Origin of the sequence: Streptomyces sp. DSM 40868 (genome assembly GCF_011820545.1) — a bacterium.
GTDB lineage: Bacteria > Actinomycetota > Actinomycetes > Streptomycetales > Streptomycetaceae > Streptomyces > Streptomyces eurythermus.
The window spans coordinates 2,847,564-2,867,697 of sequence record NZ_CP050504.1 but is presented as its reverse complement, the minus strand read 5'-3'; the positions used below and the strand labels follow the sequence as shown (position 1 = coordinate 2,867,697).

Here is a 20,134-nt window from a genome sequence, read left to right as displayed (position 1 = left end):
GCCACGCCGACCCCGAGGGAAGCAGATGACCGACACCGCCACCGACCGGATACGGGTCGTCGTGGTCGACGACCACGCCGTGATGCGCGCCGGGGTCGTGGCCCTGCTGACCGGCGAGCCCACCATCGAGATCGTCGGCGAGGCGAGCGACGGCCGCGAGGGCGTCGGCCTGGTCCAGCGGCTCGCCCCCGACGTGGCCCTCCTGGACCTGCGCATGCCGGTGCTCGACGGGGCGGCCGCCACCGCCGAGATCGTCGCCCTGCCCGTCGCGACCCGGGTGCTGATCCTCACCACGTACGACACGGACGCCGAGATCGAACGGGCCGTGGAGGCAGGCGCCGTCGGCTATCTGCTCAAGGACACCACCCGCGAACAGCTCGCCGACGCCATCCGCTCGGCGGCGCGCGGCGAGACGGTCCTCGCGCCCAAGGTCGCCGAACGCCTCGTGGCCCGCATGCGCCGCCCCGAACCCGTCGCCCTCACCGCCCGCGAACGCGAGGTGCTGCGCGCGGTCGCCGACGGCCTGTCCAACGCCGAGATCGGCCGCCGCCTGGTGATCGGCGAGGCCACGGTGAAGACCCACCTCCTGCGCGTCTTCGCGAAGCTGGACGTCAGCGACCGCACCCGCGCCGTCGTTGTCGCCCTGGAACGGGGGTTGCTGGTGGGGTGAGGCACCCACCGCACGTCAGCCGCCCCCACCGCGCGTCAGGCGCCCTCACTCCGCGCCAGGCACCCCCGCCGCGCGTCAGCCGGCCCGCACCGCCCTTCAGGCGTCCCCGCCCCGTCAGGCGCCGCGGTCCCGCACCGCTCGTAAGACGTCTCGTAAGACGTCGGGACATAGGCTGGCCGGTATGAGAATCCTCGGGTTGTGCGGGAGTCTGCGGGCGGGGTCGTTGAACGCGGCTGTGTTGCGGTCGGCGGCGGAATTGGTGGTGCCCCCGCGGGAACTCCTCGTCGACCCGGGGCTCGGGCGGTTGCCGTTCTTCGATGCCGACGTGGAGACGACGGCGCTGCCCCGGGTCGTGGCGGAACTGCGGGGTGCCGTCGGCGCGGCGGACGGGTTGCTGATCGCCACTCCCGAATACGCGCACGGCACCTCGGGGGTGTTGAAGAACGCCTTGGAGTGGCTGGTCGGGGGCGGGGAGATGGACGGCAAGCCGGTCGCCCTGGCCAGCGCGTCCCCCGCGGCGACCGGCGGCGACCGGGCCCGGGCCTGGCTCGCCGAGACCCTCGCCGTGATGGGGGCCAAGGTGATCCCGCGGGAACTGGGCATCCCACGGGCCACCTTGATGATCAGCGACGGCCGGATCACCGACGAGCCCACCCGCACGGCCCTGGCCCGGCTCCTGGACGACCTCGCCGATGCCGCCGCCGAGGCCCGCGCCGCCGCTGCCGTCGAGGTCCGGGAGGTCAGCGGCAGCCTGGCGTCCTGAGGGAGTCCGTTCAGAAGTCCTCGTCGAGGTCGACCGTGCCCTCGACGGCGACCTGATACGCGGAGGGGCGGCGCTCGAAGAAGTTCGTCAGCTCCTGAACGCCCTGGAGCTCCATGAAGGAGAAGGGGTTCTCGGAGCCGTGGACGGGGGCGAAGCCGAGGCGGGTGAGGCGCTGGTCGGCGACGCATTCGAGGTACTGCCGCATCGAGTCGGTGTTCATGCCCGGGAGGCCGTCACCGCACAGGTCGCGCGCGAACTGCAGCTCGGCCTCGACGGCCTCCTTGAGCATGTCGGTGACCTGCTGCTGGAGCTGGTCGTCGAAGAGGTCGGGTTCTTCCTTGCGGACGGTGTCGACGACGTCGAAGGCGAAGCTCATGTGCATGGTCTCGTCGCGGAAGACCCAGTTGGTGCCGGTGGCCAGGCCGTGCAGCAGGCCGCGGCTGCGGAACCAGTAGACGTAGGCGAAGGCGCCGTAGAAGAAGAGTCCTTCGATGCAGGCGGCGAAGCAGATGAGGTTGAGCAGGAAGCGGCGGCGGTCGGCCTTGGTCTCCAGCCGGTCGAGTTTTTCGACCGAGTCCATCCAGGTGAAGCAGAACTGTGCCTTCTCGCGGATGGAGGGGATGTTCTCCACGGCGGCGAAGGCGGCGGCCCTGTCGTCGGGGTCGGGGAGGTAGGTGTCCAGCAGGGTCAGGTAGAACTGGACGTGTACGGCTTCCTCGAAGAGCTGACGGCTCAGGTACAGGCGTGCTTCGGGGGAGTTGATGTGCTTGTAGAGGGTCAGTACGAGGTTGTTGGCGACGATGGAGTCGCCGGTGGCGAAGAAGGCGACGAGCCGGCCGATGAGGTGCTGTTCCTCGGGGGTGAGTTTGGCGAGGTCGGCGACGTCGGAGTGGAGGTCGACCTCTTCGACGGTCCAGGTGTTCTTGATGGCGTCCCGGTAGCGTTCGTAGAAGTCGGGGTAGCGCATGGGGCGCAGGGTGAGTTCGAAGCCGGGGTCGAGCAGGTTGGTGTTACGGGACATTACTGGCAGGCCTCGCAGGACTCGGGGTTTTCCAGGGAACAGGCGATGGCCTGGGGATCGGCGGCCTGCTGGACGGGCACCGTGGCCCGCGCCGCCCGCGCGATCCGCGTGGCCGGCCGGGAACGCAGGTAGTACGTCGTCTTCAGCCCGGACTTCCAGGCGTAGGCGTACATGGAGGAGAGCTTGCCGATGGTCGGCGTCTCCAGGAACAGGTTCAGCGACTGCGCCTGGTCGAGGAACGGGGTGCGGGCGGCGGCCATGTCGATCAGGCCGCGCTGGGGGATCTCCCAGGCCGTGCGGTACAGGGCGCGGATGTCCTCGGGGATCCACTGGAAGTCCTGCACCGAGCCGTTGGCCTCGCGCAGCGCCTCGCGGGTGCGGGCGTCCCAGACCCCGAGGTCCTTCAGGTCCTGCACCAGGTAGGAGTTGACCTGGAGGAACTCGCCGGACAGGGTCTCGCGCTTGAACAGGTTCGACACCTGCGGCTCGATGCACTCGTACACCCCCGCGATCGACGCGATGGTCGAGGTGGGCGCGATCGCCAGCAGCAGGGCGTTGCGCATGCCGACCGTTGCCACCCGTTCGCGCAGCGCCGCCCAGCGTTCGGGCCAGGTGAACTCGGTGTCGTAGTGGTCGGGATGGAGCACTCCCCGGGCGGCGCGGGTCTTCTCCCAGGCGGGCAGGGGGCCGTTGCGCTCGGCGAGGTCGGCGGACGTCTCGTACGCGGCGAGCATGATCCGCTCGGAGATGCGTGTGGACAGGTGCTTCGCTTCCGGGGAGTCGAAGGGCAGGCGGAGTTTGAAGAAGACGTCCTGGAGGCCCATCACCCCGAGCCCGACCGGCCGCCACTTGGCGTTCGAGCGGCTCGCCTGTTCGGTGGGGTAGAAGTTGATGTCGACGACGCGGTCGAGGAAGGTGACGGCGGTGCGGACGGTGGCGTCCAGGCGGTCCCAGTCGATGTCGCCGTCGCGGACGAAGGCGCCGAGGTTGACCGAGCCGAGGTTGCAGACGGCCGTCTCGCCGTCGTTGGTGACCTCCAGGATCTCGGTGCAGAGGTTGGAGGAGTGGATGACGTTGCCGGGCTCGGCGGTCTGGTTGGCGGTGCGGTTGGCGGCGTCCTTGAAGGTCATCCAGCCGTTGCCGGTCTGGGCCAGGGTGCGCATCATCCGGCCGTACAGCTCGCGGGCGGGGAGGGTCTTCTTGGCGAGGCCGGCGGCTTCGGCCTTGCGGTAGGCGGTATCGAAGTCCTCGCCCCACAGGTCGACGAGTTCGGGGACGTCGGCGGGGGAGAACAGGGACCACTGGGCGTCGGCGTTGACGCGGCGCATGAACTCGTCGGGGATCCAGTGCGCGAGGTTGAGGTTGTGGGTGCGGCGGGCGTCCTCGCCGGTGTTGTCCCGGAGTTCGAGGAATTCCTCGATGTCGGAGTGCCAGGTCTCCAGGTAGACGGCGGCGGCGCCCTTGCGGCGGCCGCCCTGGTTCACGGCGGCGACCGAGGCGTCCAGGGTCTTCAGGAACGGCACGATCCCGTTGGAGTGCCCGTTCGTCCCCCGGATGTAGGAGCCCCGGGCACGGATACGGGAGTACGACAGCCCTATGCCGCCGGCGTGCTTCGACAGCCGGGCGACCTGCCGGTAGCGGTCGTAGATGGAGTCCAGCTCGTCCAGGGGTGAATCGAGCAGGTAACACGCGGACATCTGGGGGTGGCGGGTGCCGGAGTTGAACAGGGTGGGGGAGGAGGGCAGGTAGTCCAGGCGGCTCATCAGGCCGTAGAGGTCGGCCACTTGGTCCACCGCCCCGGGCGTGTGGTCCTCGGCCAGACCGCTCGCCACGCGCAGCATGAAGTGCTGGGGCGTCTCGATGACCTTGCGGGTGACCGGGTGGCGCAGCAGGTAACGGGTGTAGAGGGTGCGCAGGCCGAAGTAACCGAAGCGGTCGTCGGCGCCCTCCGCCACGGCCGAGTCCACCAGCGCGTCCAGCCGTTCCGCGTGGGTGCGCACGAACTCGGCCGTACGGTCGGCGACCAGGCCCTCGCGATGCCCCACCGCCACCGACTCGGTGAAGGCCGACACCCCCTGGGTACGGGCCTCGCGGCGGATGCCGATCGTCAGCAGCCGGGCGGCCAGCTTGGAGTAGGCGGGGTCCTCGGCGATCAGGCCGGCGGCGGCCTCCGTGGCCAGCTCGCGCAGCTCCGCCTCGTCGGCCCGCGCGGACCGCCCGCGCAGCGCGGCGGCGGCCACCCGATCGGGGTCGGCGTCGGGCAGATCGGCCGTCAGCTCGGACAGCGTCCGCAGCAGCGCGGGCTCCGGATCGTGCTGCGGTCGCTCCTCGGTGAGCGCGGCCGGATGGCTTGGAGCCATGGTCACGTGGTGCTCCCTCGTCGGATGGAAACGGGGCCCGGGACACAGGGGGGCAAGGCATGGCAAGGCAGCCGCCCGTGCCTGAGGGGCCCGTTGTGCCGTGGGCGTCTCAGGTGTCGCCGAAATCAGGTGGGAGCATACATCTTGTGTCTCGGCTGGCAATGGACCCCAGATGTAGTGTCCGGCGGGGGTGTCGGGTGTTCGGACAGCGCCGGAGAACGGGGCTCCTGAGCCAGGCGCGGCAAGGCTCCGGGGGCCCTTCGGTGACGCCCGCGGAGGGTGGCCGGCCGGGGTGGGGCCGGTGGTGAGGCGGGGTGTGGCGGGCGGGACGGGAGGGGCGGAAGCCCGAAGATGGCCGAAAGTCGTCAGTGCGTTCGGCGGCCCTCGGGGGTGCTTGTTCATCCTCGGGGGTGCTTGCTCGTACCGTCCCCATGCGTCCGGTCGCGTCCGGTCGGCGCCGTTTGCAGCCGTCCGTGCGCCTCTACGGCCTTCCGGCCGGCCCCGGTGTCGTGCGGACGCCGGCTCACTCCTCGAACAGGGTCTCCTGCTCGCCCTGCGCCTTGCGCCGCAGCCGGCGGTTGCGCGCGCCCACCACCACGGCCGTCGCCGCCGCCGTCACGCCGAGGGCGGCCGGGACCATCCAGCCGCGGTCGAGGACGTGCCCGAGGGCGTGGTCGAGGGAGAGGCGGCCGGGGCCGGTGACGGCCAGGCCGGCGGCGGTCAGGCCCAGGATCGCCGCGTGCTCGTAGCCGCCCTCCTGGGCGAAGAAGCCGTTGGGCACGTGGACGGCCGCCGCCCCGGCCATCCCGCCGGCCGCCGCCGCGCCGGCCGCCGGGGTCGCGAGGCCGAGCGCCAGCAGCGTGCCGCCGCCGGTCTCCGCCAGGCCCGCCGCCATCGCGCTCAGCTTGCCGGGCACGTAGCCGATGGACTCCATGAACTGGCCCGTGCCCTCCAGTCCGTGTCCGCCGAACCAGCCGAACAGCTTCTGCGTGCCGTGCGCCGCCAGCACCCCTCCGGTGCCCAGCCGGAGCAGCAGCAGGCCCAGATCACGTCGGTCGTAACAGGTCACGGTGACTCCCAGCGGACAGGCGGACAGGCGGACAGGCGGACAGGGCTCCTGGGGCCACCCTCGCACCCACGGCCCCGAGCGGCCCCTCGTGGCTGCCGTTCGGGTGGCGGGCCGGGGGGCGCGGAATGAGCCCGCCGCCGTGACGATCCAGCCGGCCGGGTCCGGCGACCCGGCGTGAGTCCCGGCGTGAGGGGGGCTCCGTACGGTTCCTTGCCTTCGCGCGCGCTCCAACTCCTAGCGTGCGGCCCATGACGACGACACGGACGCTGGGACGCGGCGGCACAGCGGTGAGCGCACTCGGTTTCGGGTGCTGGGCCATCGGCGGTGAGCACTGGATGGCCGACGGGCAGCCCGTCGGCTGGGGGAAGGTGGACGACGACGAGTCCGTACGGGCCGTCCGGCGGGCGCTCGACCTCGGTGTCACCTTCTTCGACACGGCCGACTCCTACGGAACCGGGCACAGCGAGGAGATCCTGGGCCGGGCCCTCGGCAAGCGGCGGGACGAGGTGGTCCTCGCCACCAAGTGGGGCAACGTCTTCGATCCGGACACCCGCACCCTGACCGGCACCGACGACACCCCGGAGTACGCCCGGCGGGCCCTCACCGCCTCCCTGCGCCGGCTCGGCACCGACCGCGTCGACCTGTACCAGCTGCACATCTCCGACGCCGACCCGGAGCGAGCCGCCGAACTCCGCGACGCCTGCGAGGAGTTCGTGCGGGAGGGGCTGGTGCGGGCCTACGGATGGAGCACCGACGATCCCGAGCGGGCCGCCGTCTTCGCCGAGGGACCGCACTGCGCGGCCGTGCAGCACGCCCTCAACGTGCTCCAGGACGCGCCCCGGACCCTGGCGCTGTGCGAGCGGCTGGAGCTGGCGAGCGTCAACCGCAGCCCGCTGGCCATGGGACTGCTGGCGGGGCGGCGCGAGGGGACGCTGGACGCGGGGGACATCCGCAGCCGGCCGCCGGCCTGGCTCCCGGGGTACGCGTCCGACGGCTCCGGCGCCGATCCGCAGTGGCTGGACCGGATCGACGCCGTCCGGTCCCTCCTCACCAGCGACGGCCGCACCCTCGCCCAGGGCGCCCTCGCCTGGCTGTGGGCCCGCAGCCCGCGCACCGTGCCGATCCCCGGCTTCCGGACCGTCGCCCAGGCCGAGGAGAACGCCGGGGCGATCGAGAAGGGACCGCTCACCGCCGGCCAGCTGGCCGAGATCGACCGCTTGCTCGGCAGGTGAGCCTTTCCAAGGCCCGCTGAGGTGCGCCGACTTGGCCGATCTGCCCGGTGCGCGGCGTGATCCGGACCGTACGCCCCTCCGGACGCGGAACGTCTGCTCGTCGCGGTGTACGGTCCCCGGGTGCGTGAATGTTCCCGGCTCAGCCGGCGTGCCGTCCTCGGGCTGACGGCCGCCGCCCTGCCCTTGTCCACGGCCACCGACGCCACCGCCGCGACAGCGGCCACCACGGTCGTCGGGGGCGAACGACTGGCCCGTACCGGCGTCCAGGTGCACGGCGCCTCGGGACTGCCCAAGAAGCTCACCGCCCGCGCCTGGCTGGTCGCCGACTGCGCGAGCGGGGAGGTGCTCGCCTCGTTCGACGCGCACCGGCGGCTCGCGCCCGCGTCCACGCTGAAGATGCTGTTCGCGGACACCGTGCTGAAGAAGTTCGACCGCGCCCGGCGGTACAAGGTCACCGACGCCGACCTCGCCGACGTCCCGGCCGGGTCCAGCCTCGTCGGCATCAAGCCCGGCATCACCTACACCGTCGAGCAGTTGTGGCAGGGCGTGTTCCTGCGGTCCGGCAACGACGCCGTGCACGTGCTGTCCCACATGAACGGCGGCATCGCCAGGACGGTCGCCGAGATGCAGGCCAGGGCCCAGGACCTGCAGGCCCTGGACACCCATGTGGTCAGCCCCGACGGCTTCGACCACAAGGGGCAGCTCTCCTCGGCGTACGACCTCACGCTCTTCGCCCGGCACGGGCTGAAGGACGCCGACTTCCGCGGCTACTGCGGCACGAGGACGGCCGACTTCCCGGCGGGCGGCAAGAAGACGTTCCAGATCCAGAACACCGACCGTCTGCTGACCGGGGCATGGGGTCTGAAGACATATGACGGCCTGATCGGTGTCAAGAACGGCTACACCAGCCATGCCGGCAACACGTTCACCGGCGCGGCCACCCGGGGCGGGCGCACCCTGCTGGTGACCGTGATGCATCCCGAGTCCGGCGGCAACGCCGTGTACGAGGAGACCGCCGCGCTGCTCGACTGGGGCTTCACCCACGGGCGTTCGGCCCGGCCCGTGGGCACGCTGGTCACCCCGCTCAGCGAGGGCGGGGCGAGCGCGAGCCCGGCTCCCGGGGGGCGGGCGGTGCGCGCGGCGGCCGGTGCCCCCGGCGTGGTGGGTGCTGGCGCCGGCTCCACCGGCCCCGTCGCGGTGGCGGCCGGCGCCGGCGCGCTCGCCCTGCTGGGAGCGGGCGCCTGGGCCCTGCGCCGCCGCCGGACCCGGCCGGCGACACCGGAGGGCGGGGGACCGGAACCGACGGCCGACGAGCCGAGCTGAGCCCACGTAGTATCCGGTGGCCGACCAGCTGCGCCGAATCGCCGTACGTATCCGCCGGCCGACGAACTGAGCAGGGCCGCCGTGCGTATCCGGTGACCGGCGAGCTGCGCCGAGGCGCCGTACGTACGTGGCGTGCGCGCACCCGCATGCCTGCGCGGCGGCCGTTCCCGCGGCCGGTCCGGCCTCGCGGTGGCGCGAGGTGTGCCCCCCTGTTCCGGTCCGGTGGAACGGCCGCCGCCTCCCCCCTCGGAATGGCCGCGGAACCGTCATGCTCCAACTGTGAAGCTCCGGTGGAGAAAAGTTGAGCATAGGTCAGCAACGGGCCGCAATACCGCGGACGACCGAGTTCCGCCCGCCGGTACGGCCCGGGCGCGGCTCAGCCCCGGCCGATGTACGGCATCGTCGTCGCCAGTACCGTCGCGAACTGCACGTTCGCCTCCAGCGGCAGCTCCGCCATGTGCCGTACCGTGCGCGCCACATCGGCCACGTCCATCATCGGTTCCGGGGCGACCTCCCCGTTCGCCTGGAGCGCGCCCATCGGCATCCGCGCCGTCATGTCGGTCGCCGCGTTGCCGATGTCGATCTGGCCGACCGCGATGCCGTACGGCCGTCCGTCCAGGGACAGCGACTTGGTCAGGCCGGTCAGCGCGTGCTTGGTCGCGGTGTAGGCGACCGAGTGCGGGCGGGGCGTGTGCGCCGAGACGGAGCCGTTGTTGATGATCCGGCCGCCCCGCGGGTCCTGTTCCTTCATCCGCCGGTAGGCCGCCTGCGCGCACAGGAACGCCCCGTTGAGGTTCGTGTCCACCACGTGCCGCCAGGCGTCGTACGGCAGCTCCTCGACCGGGACCCCGCCGGGCCCGAAGGTCCCCGCGTTGTTGAACAGCAGGTCCACCCGGCCGAACCGGTCCACGGCCGCCGTGAACAGCGCGTCGACGTCCTCCGGCCGGGACACGTCGGCGGGGACGGCGAGCGAGGCCGCCCCCGGCACCAGTGCCGCCGTCTCCGCCAGCGGCTCGGCACGCCGGCCGGCCAGCACCACGGACCAGCCGGCGCGCAGCAGCTCCACGGCGACGGCCCGCCCGATGCCGGACCCGGCCCCGGTCACCACCGCGATCTTCGAGTTCCTGTCAGTCATGACTCCGCAGCGTAGGCGGAGAGTCCGCCATACGGAATCGACTGTCCGCCATACGGTTGCCCGACGCGAGCGACATGGCCGCCCCGCGGCTAGACACCCACCGGCGCCGCGTCCCCCGGATACCGCACCCCGACCCGCTCCCGCACCGCGTCCATCGTGCGCATCACCGCGAGCGTCCCCTCCAGCGGCACCAGCGGCGACTCCTTCTCGCCCGCCCGCAGCGCCCGCATGACCTCGAGCGCCTCGTGCCGCATGCTGGTGCGCGGACCGTCGGCGGGGTCGGCGGTGAACTCCTCCGGGTCCCGGCCCTCGCGGTGCAGCACGAACCGCTCCGGGTGGAAGAACCCGGACGGCACGTCGATCCGCCCGCGCGTGCCGGTGACCGACGCGGTGTTCGCCGTACCGCCGGTGATCGAGCAGTGCAGTGCGGCCAGCGCGCCGCTCTCCCAGGACAGCAAGGCCCCCGTCTGGAGGTCGACGCCCTCGGGCGAGAGCACCGCGCTCGCGGTGATCCCGTCCGGCTCGCCGAGCAGCAACTGCGCGAACGCCACCGGGTACACGCCCAGGTCCAGCAGTGCCCCGCCGCCCAGCGCCGGGTCCCGCAGCCGGTGTGTCGCGGGGAAGGGCCCGGCGATCCCGAAGTCCGCCTGAACGGTGCGCACTTCGCCGATCGCCCCGTCCGCCACGAGCGCCTTCAGCCGCCGGACCAGCGGATTGCAGTACATCCACATCGCCTCCATCAGGAAGCGGCCGTGCTCCCGGGCCAGCGCGACGAGTTCCTCCGCCTCGCGCAGGTTCAGCGTGAACGGCTTCTCGCACAGCACGTTCCGGCCCGCCCGGAGGCACAGCCCGGCCGCCGCCCGGTGCGCCGAGTGCGGGGTGGCGACGTAGACCACGTCCACGTCCTCGTCGGCGGCCAACGACTCCCAGTCGCCGTACGCCCGCCGCGCCCCGAACCGCTCGGCGAACGCCTCGGCCGACTCCCGCCGGCGCGAGGCCACCGCCGCGATCTCCGCGTCCGGGAGATCGACCAGGTCCGCCGCGAACGCCGCCGCGATCCCGCCGGTCGCCAGGATCCCCCAGCGCACGCTCTGCTCCGCCATTCCGCCCGCCCTCGCTCGTGTGTGCCTCGGCAGTCTGTCCGAGCTGAGAGCATAGGTGCCGGTCGGACCGGTGACACCGATGTCGCGACACCCGATGCCGGCGACACCCGTGTCGGCGGGACCGACGGCAGAGGGGCCCAAGGCACGGACAGGGAGGGGCAGATGCCGGAACACGCGGCGACACCGACACCGGAACAAGACCGGGACCAGGGCCGGGACCAGGACCAGGCCCCTCACTCCGCGACCGCGCCACCGGCGGCCGGCGCCCCGGGCCGCACCGGCCCCCTCGTCACCCTCCTCCTCGGCGCCCTCACCGCGACCACCCCGCTCGCGATGGACATGTACCTGCCCGCGCTGCCGCAGGTCACCCGCTCCCTGGACGCCCCGGCCGTCACCGTGCAGCTCACCCTGACCGCCTGCATGGCCGGACTCGCGCTGGGCCAGCTGATCATCGGCCCGCTCAGCGACCGCTGGGGGCGCCGCCGCCCGCTACGCGCGGGGCTCGTCGTGTACCTGGCCGCCACCGCGCTGTGCGCCCTCGCGCCCACCGTCGAGACGCTGATCGCGTTCCGCGTGGTGCAGGGCCTGGCGGGCGCGGCCGGGGTGGTCATCGCCCGGGCCGTCGTACGCGACCTGTACGACGGTGTCGCCATGGCCCGCTTCTTCTCCACCCTGATGCTGATCTCCGGGGCCGCGCCCATCGTGGCGCCGCTCGTCGGCGGGCAGATCCTGCGGGTCACGGAGTGGCGGGGCGTGTTCGTGGTGCTCACGGTGATCGGCGTACTGCTCACCGCCCTGGTCTGGCTGCGGCTGCCGGAGACCCTGCCGCCCGCCGAGCGGCACCGCGGCGGCGTGGGGGAGACCCTGCGCGCGATGCGCGGCCTCCTCGCCGACCTGCCCTTCACCGGCTACATGCTCGCCGGCGGCTTCACCTTCGCCGCGCTGTTCGCCTACATATCGGCCTCCCCGTTCGTCGTCCAGGAGATCTACGGCGCCTCCCCGCAGACCTTCAGCCTGCTGTTCGGCCTGAACTCGGTCGGCCTGGTGGCCGCCGGGCAGATCAACGGCAAGGTGCTGGTCGGCCGGGTCGGCCTGGACAAGGTGTTCGCGGCCGGTCTGGCGGTGATCGCGCTCGCCGCGACCGCCCTGCTGCTGATGGCCACCGGCGTCCTCGGCGACACCGGACTGGTCCCCGTCGCCGCCGCCCTGTTCGTCCTGATGTCCGCGATGGGCGTCACCCTGCCCAACGCCCAGTCCCTCGCCCTGCTGCGCGTCCGGCACGCCGCCGGGTCCGCCTCCGCGCTGCTCGGCACCTCCTCCTTCCTCGTCGGCGCGGTGGCCTCCCCGCTCGTCGGCGTCGCCGGAGAGCACACCGCCGTGCCCATGGCCGTGGTCCAGCTGGCCGGAGCACTGGTCGCGGCGGCCTGCTTCGTGGGAATGTGCCGTCCCTGGACCACACGGGAGACCACCCGTGCGCACGCGGAGGGAGACGCGAGCTGAGCGCACCGAGACTGCGCGCCGGCACACCGGAGCGAGCCGGGCTCGACCCCGTCGGACTCGGGCACCTGGTCGCCGAGGTGCACGCCCTCACCACCGGTGAGCGCCCCTGGGCGGCCGGCGCGGTCGTGCTGGCCGGGCGCGGGCCCGTGATCGCCGTCGCCGAGGCCGCCGGCTGGGCGGTCCGCTACGCCGGGTACGACCCCGGGACCGGCGCCGGCGTCGAGCTGCCGCCGGCCGCCCGGGTCCCGGCCACCCTCGACACCCGCTTCGACCTGGCCTCCCTGACCAAGCTGTTCACGGCCGTCGCCGCCGTGCAGCAGATCGAGCGGGGCACCCTCGGCATCGACGCCCGGGTCGGCGACTACCTGCCCGACTTCCACGCCGCCGCCGAACACGGCGTCACGGTACGGCAGTTGCTCACGCACACCTCCGGGCTGCGCCCGGAACTGCCGCTGTACGACTGCCCGGACGACGCGTCCCGGCTGGACCTGCTGCGCGCCGAGGCCCCGACGGGCCGGCCGGGCGCCCACCGGTACTCCGACCTGAACATGCTCCTGCTCCAGTGCGTCCTGGAGCGGATCACCGGCCGCACCCTGGACGTCCTGGTGCGGGACGGCATCACCCGGCCGCTCGGCATGACCGCCACCGGCTTCGGGCCCTGCCCCGGCGCCGCGGCCACCGAGGACCAGCGGCGGCCGTGGGCCAAGGCCGAGCGGGGGATGCTGCGGGGCGTGGTGCACGACGAGAACGCCTGGGCGCTGGGCGGGGTCGCCGGACACGCGGGCCTGTTCTCCACCGCGCCCGACCTGGCCGTCTTCTGCCGCGCCCTGCTCGCCGGCGGCTCCTACGGCCCCGCGCGCATCCTCGGCCCCGACTACGTGGAGCTGCTGTTCACCCCGCCCGGCCTGGGCTTCGTACTGGACCAGCCGTGGTTCATGGGCGAACTGGCGGGCCGCGGCGCGGCGGGCCACACCGGCTTCACCGGCACGTCCCTGGTCCTCGACCCGGCCACCGACACCTTCCTGATCCTCCTGGCCAACACGGTCCACCCCCGCCGCCGGCCGCCCGACAGCACCCCGAGAGCCACCTTGGCGACGCTGCTGGCAAAAGCGGTGATCTAGCCCGGAGGCGAGGGCGCCCTCCCGGCCGGCGGAACCGGGTGGGCGGTGGGCCGGAGAACCAAGGCGCCGGGCGCCATAGAATCGCCGGGTGAACGACCTCCGCACGGCCCTGGCCGACCTGCTGGACGGCCTGCCCCCCAGGGAGGTCGCCGCCGCCGTGGACCGCCTGATCGCCAACTACCGCGGCGACACCCCCACCCACGCGCCGATCCTCCGCGACCGGGCCGACGTGGCCGCGTACGCCGCGTACCGCATGCCCGCCACCTTCGAGGCGGTCCGCTCCGCCCTCGCCGCCCTCGCCGACGTCCTCCCCGGCTGGACCCCCGCCGGCCACACCGACGTCGGCGGCGGCACGGGCGCCGCCACCTGGGCCGTCCAGACGACCTGGCCCGGCGAGCGCGCCGTCACCGTGCTGGACTGGGCCGAACCCGCCCTCGCCGTCGGCCGCCGGCTCGCCGCCGCCCACCCGGCCCTGAAGGACGCCCGCTGGCAGCGCGCCCGGATCGGCGCGGACCTCACCCTGGACGACACCGACCTGGTCACGGTGTCGTACGTGCTCAACGAACTCGCCGAGCCCGACCGCGCCGCCCTCGTCGACGCCGCCGCCCGCGCCGCCCGGACCGTCGTGATCGTCGAGGCCGGCACCCCGGCCGGCTACGCCCGCGTCATCGAGGCCCGCGACCGGCTGATCCGGGCCGGCTTCCGGATCGCCGCGCCCTGCCCGCACAGCGCCGCCTGCCCCATCGCGCCCGGCACCGACTGGTGCCACTTCTCCGCCCGGGTCGGCCGGTCCTCCCTGCACCGACAGGTCAAGGGCGGCTCCCTGGCGTACGAGGACGAGAAGTTCTCGTACGTCGCCGCGACCCGGCTGCCCGCCGAGCCGGCCCCCGCCCGGGTGGTCCGGCGCCCGCAGATCCGCAAGGGCCAGGTGCTGCTCGACCTGTGCGAGGCCGACGAGAGGCTGAGCCGCGGCACGGTCACCAAGCGCCACGGCGACCTGTACAAGGCCGCCCGGGACGCCGACTGGGGCGACGCCTGGCCGCCGTACGACTCCGCGTCGTAGCCCGCCGCCCCGGCTTGTTACTTTCGGTGCCATGGCCAGCAAGCCCGCCCCCGACGCCACCCGCCGCAGCGAGAAGTCCCGCCGGGCGATCTACGCCGCCGCCCTCTCCCTGGTCGCGGAGGCCGGCTACCCGAAGACCACGGTGGAGGGCATCGCCGCCCGCGCCGGGGTCGGCAAACAGACCATCTACCGCTGGTGGTCCTCCAAGGCGGACGTCCTGCTGGAGGCCTTCCTGGACCTCGCCGAACAGACGGCCCGCCCGGCCGGACACGACGGGGCCGGACACGAGACCGCCGGCATCCCGGACACCGGCGACCTGGCCGCCGACCTCAAGGCGGTGCTGCGCGCCACGGTGGACGAGCTGCTCGACCCCCGCTTCGACGCACCGGCGCGTGCGCTGACCGCGGAGGGCGTCGTCAACGAGCGGCTCGGCCGCGTCTTCGTGGCCCGGCTCCTGGAACCGCAGCTCCAGCTGTACGTCGCCCGGCTGCGCTCGGCGCGGGACGCCGGGCAGATACGGCGCGACGTGGATCCCCGGATCGCCCTGGAGCTGTTCGTCTCGCCGCTCGCCCAGCGCTGGCTCCAGCACACCGGCCCGATCACCTACGACTACACGGACACCCTGGTCGACTACGCGCTGTACGGCCTGGCACCGCGTTGACCGCCGTACCCCTGCCGGTGACAGTCGGCCACTCGCCTGCGGCGACCCCCCGGTCCACGCGAAGATGGGACGATAAGGCATGCTGTCCGCACACCAGCGAGGCGAGGGGATAGATGAGCGGGACGTTCGGCGGCCGGTCCGGCCGGCAGGGCAAACTCTCCCAGTGGCTGCGCGGACGCCGCCCGAAGGAGGGCGCCGCCGACGACGGTGGCCGTGAGGCCCTGCTGCTCGCCGCCGCCGGCGCGGGTCTGCCGCTCGCCCCCGCCGCGCACCCCGCGCCCGGCTACCGCTGTTCCTGCGACCGCGTCGGTTGTCCCACCCCGGCCCGGCACCCGGTGTCGTTCGCCTGGCAGACGCAGTCCACCACCGACCGCGCGCAGATCGAGCGCTGGGCCCGGCACCAGCCGCTGGCCAACTTCATCACCGCCACCGGCATGGTGCACGACGTCCTCGATGTGCCCCTTCAGGCCGGGCGGGAGGCCCTTCAGCGGCTGCTCGGCGCCGGGATCGAGGTGGGTCCGGTCGCCGAGAGCGACGACGGCCGCATGCTGTTCTTCACCCTCACCCGGGGCACCCCGGAGGACGAGGACGAGTGGTGGCCCTGCGAGCTGGACTGCCATCCGGAGACGATGGACGAGCATCCCGGCCTGCGCTGGCACTGCCGGGGCTCCTACGTCCTCGTACCGCCGGCCCGGCTGCCCGGCGACGACGACCAGCGGGTGCGCTGGGTGCGCGGCCCGGAGCACGCGCTGCCCGATCCGCTGAGCCTGCTGGAGGCGCTCACCGACGCCTGCGCCCGGCACGGCGCCGAGGCCGACCACCCGGGCGCGGCCTGGCCCCTGCGCCACTGAGGCCTCCCGGCCGTCCTGCCCGACGGGCCCCGGCTGTCGCCGTCGACCGGCCGCTCTGCCGCTGCCGTCTACCAACCTCCCGGCCGTGGTGACCGCCCGGCCGTCTCCGCCGATCGACCCCTGGCTGTCACCGATGACCGGCCTCCCGGCCGTCTTGACCGACTGGCCTCTGGCTGTCTCCGCCAACCGACTCTCGGCTGTCGCCGTCGACCGGCCCCGGGTTGTCTCTGCCGATCGGCCTTCCGGCCGTGGTGCCTGATGGGCCCTGGTTGTCGCCGTCGGCGAGTGCCTTGGTCGTCGCCGTCGTCCGGCCTTCCGGTCGTCTTGACCGGCCGGCCTTTGGCTGTCTCCGCCACCGACTCTCGGCTGTCGCCGTCGTCCGGCCCCGGGTTGTCTCTGCCGATCGGCCTTCCGGCCGTGGTGCCTGATGGGCCCTGGTTGTCGCCGTCGGCCAGTGCCTTGGTCGTCTCTGTCGCCCGGCCGTCTTGACCGACCGGCCTCCCGGCCGTCTCCGTCGCCCGGCCTCCCGGTCGTCTTGACCGACCGGCCCCCTGGCTGTCTCCGCCAACCGACTCCCGGTTGTCGCCGTCGTCCGGCCCCGGGTTGTTTCCGCCGATCAGCCTTCCGGCCGTCTTGCCCGGTGGGCCCCGGTTGTCGCCGTCGGCGAGTGCCTTGGTCGTCGCCGTCGTCCGGCCTTCCGGTCGTCTTGACCGACTGGCCTTTGGCTGTCTCCGCCAACCGACTCCCGGTTGTCGCCGTCGTCCGGCCCCGGGTTGTTTCCGCCGATCAGCCTTCCGGCCGTCTTGCCCGGTGGGCCCCGGTTGTCGCCGTCGACCAGTGCCTCGGCTGTCTCCGTCGCCCGGCTGTCTCCGTCGCCCGGCCTCACGGTCGTCTTGACCGACCGGCCCCCTGGCTGTCTCCGCCAACCGACTCCCGGTTGTCGCCGTCGTCCGGCCCCGGGCTGTCTCTGCCGATCGGCCTTCCGGCCGTCCTGGCTTGCGGGCCCCGGCCGACTTGGCCGGCCGCCCCGGCCTCCCGGCCGACTCCACCAACCGGCACCCCGGCCGTAACCACTGACCTGCGCCCTGGCGGTCTCCACCGACCGGCCCCGGCGGTCTCCACCGACCGGCCCCGGCCGATTCCACCAACCGGCCCCGGTAGTCCGGCGTCCGGTCGCCGGGTTCAGCCACCCTGCGCGGACGTCAGTCCCTGGACCCGCCCCAGCATCCGTACCGGGCCGCTGCCGGCCGGGTCGAGCACGGCCTCGTTGGCGATGGACTCCATCGTCAGGGACTGCTTCACCTCGCCCTTGATCAGGGCCTTCACGTCCTTGTTGGGGATCGGCACGGTCGCGCCGGTCGCGGCGGTCCGCTTCTCGTAGTGGTGCGTGGTGAAGAACACCAGCGCCCCGCCGTCCGCCGTGCGCAGCGCGAGCGGCGCGTAGGCGCCGTGGGTGAGCGGTTCGTCGATGAACTGCCGGACCAGACCGGGCTTCTCGGCCTCTTTCTTCCGGGCCGCGCGCAGCCCGCTCGTGTCGCGGCCGTCCGCGAAGACCGTCCCGCCGTTCTTCAGGTAGGCCGCGTACGACTTGCTCAACTCGTCGGGGCGGACGGCCAGTCGCGTGGTGTCGGCGGGCACGGCCTCGGCCCAGCCGTCCGCGTCCTTCTCGAACTCCGGTACGGTCCCGGGCGCCATGAGGGTCAGATAGGCCACCCGCCACCGCTCGCCGAGGTCGCCCCGGGTGAACACGAGCACCCACCGGGCATTGCCGCCCTTGTTGCCCCGGGCGTCGGCGACGAACCAGCGGGGCCAGCCGGCCTTCTTGACGATCGTGATCCTCACGTCCGTCAGGGTCAGCGGGGTGTGGGCCGGGTTGCCGGAGGGGCTGTTGACGTGCCCCGCCTTCAGCCGGGCGGAGTCGATGTCGGCGAGGGCGCCGGTGACATAGGGGGCGTCCACGGAGCTGTCGTAGGCCTTGTCGGCCTTGTTGTACGCGTCCGTGAACGCGGCGACGGCCTTGGCGGCCTCGGCACGGGTGGCGGCGGGGAGCACCTCGCGCTCCCCGTGCACCACCACGCATCCGCTCGCCGTCAGCGACAAAGCGGTCAGCGTGGCCGCTATGAGTGCGTTCCGGTCACGCCTGCGAGGCCGCCGAGGGCTGCGTTCCCTGCTCATCGGGCTCCTTCACCTTCCCCTTCCCGGAGGCGAACCCTACCGGGGAGAGGAACAGCCCGAGCACCGGGACCAGATACAGCGCCCACACCGTGATCTGGACGACCGTCGGATCCGGCTGGAAGTTGAACACGCCCTTCAGCAGCGTGCCGTACCAGCTGTCCGGCGGGATGGCACCGCTGATGTCGAACGCCAGGTCGTTCAGGCCCGGCACCCAGTCGGCCTCCTGGAGGTCGTGGACGCCGTACGCCAGCACGCCCGCCGCGACCACGACCAGCATGCCGCCGGTCCAGGTGAAGAACTTCGCCAGGTTGATCTTCAGCGCGCCCCGGTAGAACAGCCAGCCCAGGAGCACCGCCGTGGCCAGGCCCAGGGCGACCCCGACCAGCGGGCGCGGGGTGCCGTCGGAGGCCGCGTGCACCGACGCCCACACGAACAGCGCGGTCTCCAGGCCCTCCCGGCCCACGGCGAGGAACGCGGTGGCGACCAGCGCGCCGGTGCCGAGCTTGAGGGCCGCGTCCAGCTTGCCGTGCAGCTCCGACCTCAGGTTCCGGGCGGTGCGCCGCATCCAGAACACCATCCAGGTCACCAGGCCGACGGCGATGATCGACAGGGATCCGCCGAGCGCCTCCTGCGCCTGGAAGGTCAGTTCCTGCGAGCCGAACTCCAGGGCGCAGCCGAAGCCCATGGCGATGGCGATGGCGACACCGATGCCGGCCCAGATGGGCTTGATGGCGTCCCGGCGGCCGGTCTTGACCAGGTAGGCGATCAGGATGCAGACGACGAGCGACGCCTCCAGTCCCTCGCGCAGGCCGATCAGGTAGTTGGAGAACACGGGCTACGCCTCCTTCGAGAACAGCGTCCGGCCCCACCAGTCGCCGGAGTCCCGGACGCCGGGCGGGACGGCGAAGACCGCCGAACCCACGTGCTGGATGTACTCGTTGAGCGCGTCGTGCGCGGCCAGCTTGCGCTGGAGCGGGATGAAGCCCTTGCGCACGTCCCGCTGGTAGGCGAGGAAGAACAGGCCCGCGTCGAGCCGGCCGAGGCCGTCGGTGCCGTCGGTGAAGGAGTAGCCCCGGCGCAGGATGGTGATCCCGCCGTTGGAGTCGGGGTGCGCGAGCCGGACGTGCGCGTCCGGCTTCATCGCCTTCAGGAACGGCTCGTCGTGCTCCTTGGCCTTGCCGACCGGGGCGCCCTCGCGCTTGTCCCGGCCGAAGACGTCCTCCTGCTCCTGGAGCGAGGTGCGGTCCCAGGTCTCGATGTTCATCCGGATCCGCCGGGCGACCAGGTACGACCCCCCGGTCATCCACGCCGGGCCGTCCCCGGCGCCGACCCAGACGTGCTCGTCCAGCCGGTCGGTCTCGGTGCCCGCGATGTTGCGGGTGCCGTCCTTGAAGCCGAAGAGGTTGCGCGGGGTCTGCGCGCCCGGGGTGGTCGAGGAGGTCTTGCCGAAGCCGAGCTGGGACCAGCGCACGGCCACCTTGCCGAAGCCGATGCGGGCGAGGTTGCGGATGGCGTGCACGGCCACCTGCGGGTCGTCGGCGCACGCCTGGACGCACAGGTCACCGCCGGTGCGGGAGCGCTCCAGGTTGTCGCCGGGGAACTTGGGCAGGTCGACGAGGGCCGGGGGCCGCTGGTCCTTCAGACCGAACCTGTCGAACAGCGACGGCCCGAAGCCGATCGTCAGCGTCAGCCGGGACGGCTTGAGGCCGAGCGCCTCGCCGGTGTCGTCCGGCGGGGCCTCGGCGAGCCCGCCGTAGGCGCCCTCGCCGACCGGCTTGCCGGCGGTCATCCGGCGGGCCGCCTCGGTCCAGTCCTTGAGCAGCTGGACGAACGCCTCGCGGTCGTCGGTCCTCACGTCGAACGCGGCGAAGTGCAGCCGGTCCTGCACCGGGGTGGCGATGCCGGCCTGGTGGGCGCCGTGGAACTCCACCGCGCCGCCCATCCCGTCCGCCACCGGGTCCGCGTCCTCGCCCGACTGGGCCACCGCCACGGCTCCGCCGGCCACGGCGGCCCCGAGCGCGAGCCCGGCACCGCCCCAGCCGATCAGCGCCCGGCGCGACGGATTGCTCCCCTGGGTCTCGGTCATC

General features: G+C 73.1%; 17 protein-coding genes. 9 read left to right on the top strand and 8 right to left on the bottom strand.

Annotated features, from left to right (window positions below; all coding sequences use genetic code 11):
- Positions 1-25 precede the first annotated feature (25 nt).
- Both HB370_RS12955 and HB370_RS12950 read left to right on the top strand, forming a co-directional pair.
- Positions 26-670, top strand: a complete 645-nt coding sequence (locus tag HB370_RS12955; RefSeq protein WP_030789872.1) for a response regulator transcription factor — start codon at positions 26-28, stop codon at positions 668-670.
- Positions 671-851: 181 nt separating this feature from the next.
- A complete protein-coding gene (locus HB370_RS12950; protein WP_063766443.1) occupies positions 852-1,433 on the top strand; it encodes an NAD(P)H-dependent oxidoreductase in 582 nt (193 codons plus the stop codon).
- A gap of 10 nt (positions 1,434-1,443) precedes the next feature.
- On the opposite strand, the gene HB370_RS12945 is transcribed toward HB370_RS12950, so the two are convergent.
- The 3 genes from HB370_RS12945 to HB370_RS12935 all read right to left on the bottom strand — a co-directional run bounded on the left by HB370_RS12945 (position 1,444) and on the right by HB370_RS12935 (position 5,883).
- Positions 1,444-2,454, bottom strand: coding sequence for a ribonucleotide-diphosphate reductase subunit beta (locus HB370_RS12945; RefSeq protein WP_167512976.1), 1,011 nt, complete (start codon positions 2,452-2,454; stop codon positions 1,444-1,446).
- A complete protein-coding gene (locus HB370_RS12940; RefSeq protein WP_167512975.1) occupies positions 2,454-4,820 on the bottom strand; it encodes a ribonucleoside-diphosphate reductase subunit alpha in 2,367 nt (788 codons plus the stop codon). The genes HB370_RS12945 and HB370_RS12940 overlap by 1 nt, the downstream gene beginning before the upstream one ends.
- A gap of 517 nt (positions 4,821-5,337) precedes the next feature.
- Positions 5,338-5,883, bottom strand: a complete 546-nt coding sequence (locus tag HB370_RS12935) for a DoxX family protein (RefSeq protein WP_030791235.1) — start codon at positions 5,881-5,883, stop codon at positions 5,338-5,340.
- A gap of 248 nt (positions 5,884-6,131) precedes the next feature.
- Here HB370_RS12935 and HB370_RS12930 point away from each other — a divergent pair, with 248 nt between their 5' ends.
- Positions 6,132-7,115 (top strand): aldo/keto reductase, encoded by a 984-nt coding sequence (locus HB370_RS12930; RefSeq protein ID WP_030791236.1) that lies wholly within the window; start codon positions 6,132-6,134, stop codon positions 7,113-7,115.
- Between the two features lie 120 nt (positions 7,116-7,235).
- A complete protein-coding gene (locus HB370_RS12925) occupies positions 7,236-8,438 on the top strand; it encodes a serine hydrolase (RefSeq protein ID WP_208974392.1) in 1,203 nt (400 codons plus the stop codon).
- 376 nt (positions 8,439-8,814) lie between these two features.
- Here the strand turns inward: HB370_RS12925 and HB370_RS12920 are convergent, their stop codons facing one another.
- Together HB370_RS12920 and HB370_RS12915 are read right to left on the bottom strand one after the other, a co-directional pair.
- Positions 8,815-9,573: an SDR family oxidoreductase gene (locus HB370_RS12920; RefSeq protein WP_030791242.1), complete on the bottom strand. Its 759-nt coding sequence runs from the start codon at positions 9,571-9,573 to the stop codon at positions 8,815-8,817.
- An 89-nt stretch (positions 9,574-9,662) separates the two neighbouring features.
- On the bottom strand, positions 9,663-10,676 hold the full coding sequence (locus tag HB370_RS12915) for a Gfo/Idh/MocA family oxidoreductase (protein WP_030791244.1): 1,014 nt from the start codon (positions 10,674-10,676) through the stop codon (positions 9,663-9,665).
- Positions 10,677-10,838: 162 nt separating this feature from the next.
- Here HB370_RS12915 and HB370_RS12910 point away from each other — a divergent pair, with 162 nt between their 5' ends.
- The 5 genes from HB370_RS12910 (at position 10,839) to HB370_RS12890 (ending at position 15,872) form a co-directional block, all read left to right on the top strand.
- Positions 10,839-12,176, top strand: coding sequence for a multidrug effflux MFS transporter (locus HB370_RS12910; protein ID WP_030791247.1), 1,338 nt, complete (start codon positions 10,839-10,841; stop codon positions 12,174-12,176).
- On the top strand, positions 12,116-13,297 hold the full coding sequence (locus HB370_RS12905) for a serine hydrolase domain-containing protein (RefSeq protein ID WP_030791251.1): 1,182 nt from the start codon (positions 12,116-12,118) through the stop codon (positions 13,295-13,297). Before HB370_RS12910 ends, HB370_RS12905 begins: the two co-directional genes overlap by 61 nt.
- 88 nt (positions 13,298-13,385) lie before the next feature.
- A complete protein-coding gene (locus HB370_RS12900; protein WP_030791254.1) occupies positions 13,386-14,360 on the top strand; it encodes a small ribosomal subunit Rsm22 family protein in 975 nt (324 codons plus the stop codon).
- Positions 14,361-14,391: 31 nt separating this feature from the next.
- Positions 14,392-15,021 (top strand): TetR/AcrR family transcriptional regulator, encoded by a 630-nt coding sequence (locus tag HB370_RS12895; RefSeq protein ID WP_030791257.1) that lies wholly within the window; start codon positions 14,392-14,394, stop codon positions 15,019-15,021.
- A gap of 113 nt (positions 15,022-15,134) precedes the next feature.
- Complete coding sequence (locus tag HB370_RS12890) at positions 15,135-15,872, top strand: bifunctional DNA primase/polymerase (protein ID WP_030791260.1); 738 nt, start codon at positions 15,135-15,137, stop codon at positions 15,870-15,872.
- A gap of 1,182 nt (positions 15,873-17,054) precedes the next feature.
- Here HB370_RS12890 and HB370_RS12885 read toward each other — a convergent pair.
- The 3 genes from HB370_RS12885 to efeB are packed head-to-tail and all read right to left on the bottom strand — an operon-like array spanning position 17,055 to position 20,133.
- Entirely contained in the window at positions 17,055-18,047 is a 993-nt protein-coding gene (locus HB370_RS12885; protein WP_078637758.1) for a hypothetical protein, read from the bottom strand.
- On the bottom strand, positions 18,007-18,879 hold the full coding sequence (efeU, locus tag HB370_RS12880; RefSeq protein WP_030791265.1) for an iron uptake transporter permease EfeU: 873 nt from the start codon (positions 18,877-18,879) through the stop codon (positions 18,007-18,009). The genes HB370_RS12885 and efeU overlap by 41 nt, the downstream gene beginning before the upstream one ends.
- Before the next feature lie 3 nt (positions 18,880-18,882).
- Positions 18,883-20,133, bottom strand: coding sequence for an iron uptake transporter deferrochelatase/peroxidase subunit (gene efeB, locus HB370_RS12875; RefSeq protein WP_030791267.1), 1,251 nt, complete (start codon positions 20,131-20,133; stop codon positions 18,883-18,885).
- Position 20,134: the final 1 nt, after the last annotated feature.

Excerpts from the sequence above, each read along its gene's own strand:
- HB370_RS12910 (WP_030791247.1), top strand. The coding sequence starts at position 10,839 with ATGCCGGAACACGCGGCGACACCGACACCGGAACAAGACCGGGACCAG.
- HB370_RS12955 (WP_030789872.1), top strand. The coding sequence starts at position 26 with ATGACCGACACCGCCACCGACCGGATACGGGTCGTCGTGGTCGACGAC.
- HB370_RS12915 (WP_030791244.1), bottom strand. The coding sequence starts at position 10,676 with ATGGCGGAGCAGAGCGTGCGCTGGGGGATCCTGGCGACCGGCGGGATC.
- efeB (WP_030791267.1), bottom strand. The coding sequence starts at position 20,133 with ATGACCGAGACCCAGGGGAGCAATCCGTCGCGCCGGGCGCTGATCGGC.
- HB370_RS12890 (WP_030791260.1), top strand. The coding sequence starts at position 15,135 with ATGAGCGGGACGTTCGGCGGCCGGTCCGGCCGGCAGGGCAAACTCTCC.
- HB370_RS12920 (WP_030791242.1), bottom strand. The coding sequence starts at position 9,573 with ATGACTGACAGGAACTCGAAGATCGCGGTGGTGACCGGGGCCGGGTCC.
- HB370_RS12950 (WP_063766443.1), top strand. The coding sequence starts at position 852 with ATGAGAATCCTCGGGTTGTGCGGGAGTCTGCGGGCGGGGTCGTTGAAC.
- HB370_RS12945 (WP_167512976.1), bottom strand. The coding sequence starts at position 2,454 with ATGTCCCGTAACACCAACCTGCTCGACCCCGGCTTCGAACTCACCCTG.
- HB370_RS12885 (WP_078637758.1), bottom strand. The coding sequence starts at position 18,047 with ATGAGCAGGGAACGCAGCCCTCGGCGGCCTCGCAGGCGTGACCGGAAC.
- HB370_RS12895 (WP_030791257.1), top strand. The coding sequence starts at position 14,392 with ATGGCCAGCAAGCCCGCCCCCGACGCCACCCGCCGCAGCGAGAAGTCC.
- HB370_RS12930 (WP_030791236.1), top strand. The coding sequence starts at position 6,132 with ATGACGACGACACGGACGCTGGGACGCGGCGGCACAGCGGTGAGCGCA.